We start from the raw sequence: 7,856 nt of genomic DNA on the forward strand, positions 1-7,856 counted from the left end.
ATCCAGAAGATAGAGCCGGGGCAGCGGCTGAAAAAATATGACGTTCCCCTGTATAGGCGGGATGGAGGGGAGAACTATGTGCTTCACCGGATTCTGAAGGTGCGGGAGCAGGACTATGTGATCTGCGGCGACAACCGGTGGCGGCTGGAATACGGGATCAGGGACAGACATCTGGTGGGAGTTATGACGGGCATTGTGCGAAAGGGAAAGGAAGTTCCCCTGGATGGATGGAGGTACCGTCTGTATGTCCGGCTCTGGTGCGGACTTTTTCCGTTGCGTGCTTTCATTCTGTTTTTACGGGATGTTTTCGGAAGGATCATGAGGAGAACGAAAAGATGATAACAGAAGAACAGAAATTGTATTTGAAAAGTCTTCGGGGAGCCGTTCTTCGCCTTCCGGCCTCTTATTTCGATGAGATAAACCCGGGGGATGAGGCGGTGAGCCGGATGTTCCGTACGGCCTATGCCCAGTCTCAGGCAGAACTCATCTATACCTGGTTTCTGGAAGAAAAGATAGTGCTGCCGGAGAAACTGAAGGGACAGCTGCAGCTGTCATACGATCATGCCCTGCACCGGGAACTTCTTATGAATACGGAGCGGGCAAGGATTTTTGATTTTATGGATGAACAGGGGATCTGGCACTGTCCGCTGAAGGGGATTCAGATTCAGCCCCTGTACCCGTCAGTGGGCACCCGATATGCGTCGGATAATGATATTCTGGTGGATCCGGAGTACTGCCAGACGATCCGCAGATACATGGAAAAACGAGGATACAAGGCATCTCCTTCATCTGGAAAACATGATAGTTACCTGAAAAATCCATCGTATCATTTTGAGATGCATTGGAGACTTATGGACGAGACGGAGGAAGAAGATGCAGCGGCTTCTTATTTGAACCGGATATTTCCGAAGCTTCATAGGGTGGAGAATAATAAATTTTTGTATGAGATGACACCGGAGGATTTTTACCTGCATTTTCTGGCTCACGCAGACCATCATTATCAGGGCGGCGGAACTGGTATCCGGTATATCACAGACACATACTTTTACCTGAAAGAATACGGAAAGGGCATGGATTGGGAGAAGCTTGGAGAACTTCTGAATCAGCTGGGTCTCTCTGAATTTGAAGAGAGAATCCGGACTCTTTCGGATAAACTTTTTGCAGATGAGAATCCGGTATTTGATTTCTCCGAAGAAGAGGAGGAATTTTTATCCTATATGTTCCGGTCCGGTTCCCATGGAAGTGATCAGATAAGTGCTGAGAACAGCATCCGTAAGTTTAACTATCGGGCACGAACGGGAATTGGGCGAAAGGCAGAATATATCGCTCGGAGAGTGGTTCCGGATCGATGGTGGTGGAAAACAAATTATCCATTTTTGTATAAATACAAGATAGGGATCCCCTTTTTTGTGGTTTTCCGCCTTGTGAGAGGTACATTCTGCTCCGCTTTTGCAAGAGAGGAACTTAGACAGCTGCTTTCCCGGGGAAAGGAACCAGATGAGAGAGATTTGTAAAAAAATTGCAGTTCTTTTAAAGCCGGATCAGAAAAAGCATCTGTTTCTTCTGTTTTTTGCCATGCTGCTGGGAGCTTTTTTAGAGACCCTTAGTGTGACTCTGGTGGTTCCGATGATCCAGGCGATCCTGGATCCGGATCTGGCAGAAAAAAACCGGTATGTAGGGGCCATATGTACAAAATTGCCCATGGTCTGCAGGGATTCCTTTCTTGCGTTCTGCATCGGTGCCCTGATTCTGGTGTATATAATTAAAAATCTGTATATGTTCTGGGAACAGAAACTTTGTGCGGGATTTTCTTCCGATTGCAGCAGGCGGCTGAAAAACCGGATGACGGACTTTTATATGCATCGTTCCTATGAACATTTTCTGACAACCAATTCCAATGATATCTTCCAGCTGATTGTGAATGATACATCTGCAGTTGTCTCTATTATTCAGGCGATTTTGACGATTCTGACGGAAAGTGTCATCGCAATCTTTCTGGCAGCGGCTATCTTTCTTATCAATCCTTTCATGACGATCTGGGCCGTCTTTACCATGACGGTGGTGGTGGCAGTGATTCTGGCCGTGATACGCCCCCGAACCGGTGAAATTGGAAATCAGGAGATTCAACACAATATCCGCAGAAACAGCTGGCTCATACAGGGATTAAGAGGCATTAAGGAGATAAAAACACTTCGGACCGAAGATTATATCGTGAATCATATCGAACGGGAGGCGGAGGTGATCTGCCGTCTGGAATGCCGGAATGCCGTGTATGCTTCGATTCCGCGGATGTTTGTGGAAACCGTATGTATCTGTTCCATGCTTGGTTATCTGTATCTGCTGGTGATGTCGGGAGTGGAACTGGAACAGGTTCTGCCGGCAGTCAGTGCCTTTGCCATGGCAGCGGTCAAGCTGATGCCTGCGGCAGTCCGGATCTCGGCAGCCGTATCCCTGATTCACTATCGCAAAAAATCATTGGACCGGATTACAGGGGCATTAGAAGACGCTTCCGATGAGAGGTGCCATGTATATGGAAGCATTCCGTGCCGGACAGTGGAACACGAGATGACGGATATGCTTTATATGAAGGATCTCAGTTACCGTTATCCATCCGGCAGCAGGTGGATTCTGGAACATGCAAATGCAGCATTTCCTCTTGAACAAATCACCTGCATCATCGGGGAGTCCGGTGTGGGTAAAACAACACTGGCGGATCTTCTTCTGGGTCTTCTGACTCCGGAATCCGGAGAAATCTATGTAAATACAGCAGGAAAGAAGGAAGTGAAAGTCGGTTATATTCCACAGAATTCATTTATGCTGGACGATTCAATCAAGGGCAATATCGCCTTCGGCCTGGAAAATCAGAACATGGATGAGAAGAAGGTTATGGAATGTCTTCAGGCGGTTGGACTGGATTCCTTTATCAAAAGTCTTCCGGATGGACTGGATACGCAGATTGGGGAAGGCGGCATCCGGCTTTCTGGTGGCCAGAGGCAGCGGCTTGGGATTGCCAGGGCGATTTACCGGGATTGTGATTTCTTTATTCTGGATGAGCCGACCGCCGCACTGGATAAAGATACGGAATTTATCGTGCTGGATACCATCAGGGAGATGGCAAAGAAAAGAACATTTCTGATTATTGCTCACAACATGTATACTATAGAAGCTTGCGATGTAGTGTATGAGGTGGCGGGTGGAACGCTTGTGCCTGTAAAGGAGAAAAAATGGTAAAAGTTTCGGTTATTATACCTGCTTATAATGCGGAAAGGTATGTGAAGGATGCACTGGAAAGTGTGATGGCCCAGAGCCTTACGGAGATAGAAATATTGGCAGTCGATGATGGATCAACGGATCGAACCGGGAAAATTCTGGAGGATTACAGCCAAAAGGATGAGCGGATTCGGGTTATTCATAAAAAGAATACCGGATATGGGAATACGATGAATGTAGGAATGGAGCAGGCCCGTGGCAAATACCTGGCAGTTCTTGAATCGGATGACAGGATGCTTCCGGATATGCTGAAAAATCTCTATACGATGGCTGAAACCTTGCAGACGGAACTTACCCGGGGGGATTTTATCCGCTTTTATGAAGTGGATGGCCGGAGGATAGAAAAATATTGCCGTGCCTGCCAGAAGGGAATGTATTATAAAGTGTGGAACCCTCAGAAAGCAGAACCGGCTGCCTTTTGTGGAGCTGTCATGACCTGGTGCGGAATTGTAAGGCGTGATTTTATTGAAAAATGGCATATCCGCCACAATGAAACGCCAGGAGCTTCCTATCAGGACAATGGTTTCTGGTTTCAGATGATATGCCGGGCCGGTAGGATTGTTTTTATAGATGAACCTGGGTATCTTTACCGGACGGATAATCCGGATTCATCGGTAAAACAGAGTGACAATATATTTGGAATAAATGAAGAATATGCATTCATCTATAGTTTTCTGTTCACTCGTCCGGAACTTCATAAATTTTTGCCGGTCTACTGGTGGAAAAAATATGAAAATGCGTTGTTTACGATTCGGCGGATTTTGCCGGAATACAGAAGCTTGTACGCAAGACATATGTATCAGGAATTTCAGACTGCACTGAATAAGGGAGAGCTTAACAAGGATTATTTCAGTAAGACAGATTGGGATGAGGTACAGGTTTTGCTGAAAGGACCGGAAGAATACCTGCAATATAAAGGCCTTTTGTAAGGAGTAACAGGAAAAGTGATTGATTTTGAAAAGTGCCTGTATTATAATTTGCAGGTAGGATATTGAGAAAATGTGTCGGTGACGCCTTCAAATGGCTGCGAAAGAGACTATTTTCCATACCCTGAAAAAAGAAAGCGAGGTAAATTAGCCATGTACGACAGATATGTAAGCCCTCTTTCCGAGCGCTATGCAAGCAAGGAGATGCAGTATATTTTTTCTCCGGACAAGAAGTTCCGCACCTGGAGAAGACTCTGGATTGCGCTGGCAGAGACGGAGAAGGAGCTTGGCCTTCCGATCACGCAGGAGCAGATCGATGAATTGAAAGCACATAAGGATGAAATCAATTTTGATGTTGCTAAAGAGCGTGAGAAACTGGTGCGCCACGATGTTATGTCCCATGTGTATGCGTACGGCGTACAGTGCCCGACAGCAAAAGGAATTATCCATCTGGGTGCAACTTCCTGCTACGTAGGAGACAACACCGATATCATCATTATGACAGAAGCCCTGAAGCTGGTACGTAAGAAACTGATCAGTGTTCTGGATGAGCTGGCTAAATTTGCTGATAAATATAAAGCACAGCCGACCCTGGCATTTACCCATTTCCAGCCGGCACAGCCGACCACCGTCGGCAAGCGTGCAACTCTGTGGATGATGGAGCTCAAGCAGGATCTGGATGATCTGGATTATGTGCTTGGATCCTTACGTCTCCTTGGCTCCAAGGGAACAACCGGTACACAGGCAAGCTTCCTGGAGCTCTTTGATGGGGATCATGCAAAGTGCCGCAAGGTAGATCAGATGATCGCGGAGAAGATGGGCTTTGATGGCTGCTATCCGGTATCCGGACAGACCTATTCCCGTAAGCAGGATACACGTGTATTAAATGTTCTTGCCGGTATTGCACAGAGTGCCCATAAATTCTCCAACGATATCCGTCTTCTTCAGCATCTGAAAGAAGTAGAAGAGCCTTTCGAGAAGAATCAGATTGGTTCCTCCGCTATGGCATATAAGAGAAATCCTATGAGAAGCGAGCGTATGGCTTCTCTGGCTAACTATGTGATGGCAGACGTGATGAACCCGATGATGGTTGCATCTACCCAGTGGTTTGAGCGTACCCTGGATGACTCTGCAAACAAGCGTCTCAGTGTTCCGGAAGGCTTCCTTGCAATTGATGGTATTCTGGATCTGTACCTGAATGTCGTTGACGGTCTGGTTGTATATCCGAAGGTTATCGAGAAACACATGATGGCAGAGCTTCCGTTCATGGCAACCGAGAATATCATGATGGATGCTGTAAAGGCAGGCGGTGACCGTCAGGAACTGCATGAGAAGATCCGTACCCTGTCCATGGAAGCTGGAAAGAATGTGAAAGAGAAGGGCTTAGATAATAACCTTCTTGAGCTTATCGCAGCGGATCCGGCCTTCAATCTGTCCTTAGATGACCTGAAGGCAGCGATGAAACCGGAGCGCTACACCGGCCGTGCGAAAGAGCAGGTAGATGAGTTCTTAGCAGAGGTGATCCAGCCGATTCTGGATGCAAATAAAGAAGATCTGGGAGTGAAAGCAGAGATCAATGTCTAAACAGGATTTACATGGAAGTGTGAATCTGGAGTATTACCGGGTATTTTGCAGCGTGTGCGAATGCGGCGGCATCACGGCGGCCGCAGAGGCACTCTGCATTTCCCAGCCGGCGGTCAGCCAGGCGGTCCGACAACTGGAGACCGCGCTTGGCTGCCGCCTTTTTTTGCGGACATCGCGCGGCGTGAAGCTGACGAGCGAGGGAGAATTGCTTCTGTCGTATGTCAGACGGGGAATTGATGCGATACAGGACGGGGAGACGATGCTGCGGCGCATGAAGGACCTGGAAACGGGCGAGATCCGCATTGGCGCGAGCGATATGACACTTCAGTTTTATCTGCTTCCATATCTGGAACAATTTCATGAGCAGTATCCGAATATCAAGGTGACGGTTTCAAACGGTCCGACGCCCGAGACCCTTGAAGCACTCTATCAGGGACACATTGATTTCGGTATTGTCAGCACACCTTTTGAGACCAAGCAGGCGGTAAAGAGTCTTCCGGTTCAGGAGATCCGCAATGTGTTTATAGCCGGACCCAAATACGCAGCCCAGTTAAAGGGCAGAAAACTTTCATATAAAGAGCTGTTGAACTGCCCCTGCATCTTCCTGGAGCGCAATACCAGTACGCGCCGCTTTATGGATGAGTTTCTGGCAAAGCGCGGAGTTCGGCTGGAGCCGGAGTTTGAACTGGCCACCAGTGAGATGATTGTCCAGTTTGTTAAGCGGAATCTGGGAATCGGCTGTCTGATGTCGGATTTTGCATCGGAGGCCCTTGGGAATGGTGAGGTTTTTGCACTGGAATTTGACGAAGAGATGCCATCCCGTGAGTTTTGTCTGGTGGCAGCTGAGAAAGCCTGGATGTCCCCAGCGGCTGCGAAGCTTTTTAAGCAGCTGGCGAAGGTAACCACATGAGAAAAATAGGAGCTGCAAAGTAGCGGTTTTTCAAATCACATTGCCTGGCATATGTGTGAGTATCAATAGTATAAGCGTTAATTATGTAGTTTATAAATAATATTGATTTTACTTATATAGAAAAGTTGTGTATGATTATACAGTAAGAAAGCATGATCGTTTTTCGATCATGCCGAAAAGTATTTATATTCTTCTGAGGGAGGAAAATTCATGGTACGAGCAATAGTAGGAGCTAACTGGGGAGACGAAGGCAAGGGTAAGATTACCGATATGCTTGCTAAGGAATCCGACATCATTATCCGTTTTCAGGGCGGAAGCAACGCAGGTCATACGATTATCAACAATTATGGCCGTTTTGCACTTCACCTTCTGCCGTCCGGTGTATTTTACGGACACACAACCAGCATCATCGGCAATGGTGTGGCATTAAACATCCCGTTTCTGGTAAAAGAGCTGGAAAGCCTGGTATCTCAGGGTGTTCCGATGCCGCATATTCTGGTATCGGATCGCGCACAGATCCTGATGCCGTACCATGTTCTGTTTGATACGTATGAGGAAGAGCGTCTGGGCGGCAAGTCCTTCGGTTCTACCAAGTCCGGTATCGCGCCGTTCTACTCTGACAAATACGCGAAGATCGGTTTCCAGGTCAGCGAACTGTTCGAGGACGAGGCAGCTCTGAAAGATAAAGTACAGCGTGTCTGCGAGACAAAGAATGTCCTGTTAGAGCATCTGTACCACAAACCGCTGCTGAACCCGGATGAGGTTCTGGCAGAGCTGATGGAATACAAGAAGATGGTAGAGCCGTATGTATGCGATGTATCTGCATATCTGCATGACGCGATCAAAGAGGGCAAAAACATCCTTCTTGAGGGTCAGTTAGGTTCCCTGAAAGACCCGGATCACGGTATTTACCCGATGGTTACTTCTTCTTCGACTCTGGCAGCTTACGGCGCTATCGGCGCAGGCATTCCGCCGTATGAGATCAAAGAGATCACAACCGTTGTAAAGGCATACTCCAGTGCAGTAGGTGCAGGTGCGTTCGTCAGCGAGATCTTCGGTGATGAGGCAGATGAGCTTCGTCGTCGTGGCGGTGATAAGGGTGAGTTTGGTGCAACCACCGGACGTCCGAGACGTGTGGGCTGGTTCGACGCAGTAGCAAGCCGTTA

At 47.7% G+C, this 7,856-nt stretch carries 7 protein-coding genes; all 7 read left to right on the forward strand.

Going from position 1 to position 7,856, the window contains the following annotated elements:
* The coding region (locus tag QVO97_RS06365) for a hypothetical protein (protein WP_288189168.1) at positions 1-339 on the forward strand (339 nt) is incomplete at its 5' end.
* Positions 336-1,514: a nucleotidyltransferase domain-containing protein gene (locus tag QVO97_RS06370; protein WP_022359541.1), complete on the forward strand. Its 1,179-nt coding sequence runs from the start codon at positions 336-338 to the stop codon at positions 1,512-1,514. The genes QVO97_RS06365 and QVO97_RS06370, both read left to right, overlap by 4 nt.
* Positions 1,498-3,231 carry an ATP-binding cassette domain-containing protein gene (locus tag QVO97_RS06375; RefSeq protein ID WP_022359542.1) on the forward strand — a complete coding sequence of 578 codons (1,734 nt, stop codon included), beginning with the start codon at positions 1,498-1,500 and terminating at the stop codon, positions 3,229-3,231. The genes QVO97_RS06370 and QVO97_RS06375 overlap by 17 nt, the downstream gene beginning before the upstream one ends.
* Entirely contained in the window at positions 3,225-4,199 is a 975-nt protein-coding gene (locus QVO97_RS06380; protein WP_022359543.1) for a glycosyltransferase family 2 protein, read from the forward strand. Before QVO97_RS06375 ends, QVO97_RS06380 begins: the two co-directional genes overlap by 7 nt.
* 150 nt (positions 4,200-4,349) lie before the next feature.
* Positions 4,350-5,780 (forward strand): adenylosuccinate lyase, encoded by a 1,431-nt coding sequence (gene purB / locus QVO97_RS06385; protein WP_022359544.1) that lies wholly within the window; start codon positions 4,350-4,352, stop codon positions 5,778-5,780.
* Positions 5,773-6,690 (forward strand): LysR family transcriptional regulator, encoded by a 918-nt coding sequence (locus tag QVO97_RS06390; RefSeq protein ID WP_022359545.1) that lies wholly within the window; start codon positions 5,773-5,775, stop codon positions 6,688-6,690. The genes purB and QVO97_RS06390 overlap by 8 nt, the downstream gene beginning before the upstream one ends.
* A 210-nt stretch (positions 6,691-6,900) precedes the next feature.
* Positions 6,901-7,856 (forward strand): adenylosuccinate synthetase (locus QVO97_RS06395; RefSeq protein WP_288189171.1); only part of this gene is annotated, 956 nt, incomplete at its 3' end.

The sequence above is a fragment of the Clostridium sp. CAG:43 genome (assembly GCF_000434655.1).
Lineage (GTDB): Bacteria > Bacillota > Clostridia > Lachnospirales > Lachnospiraceae > Otoolea > Otoolea fessa.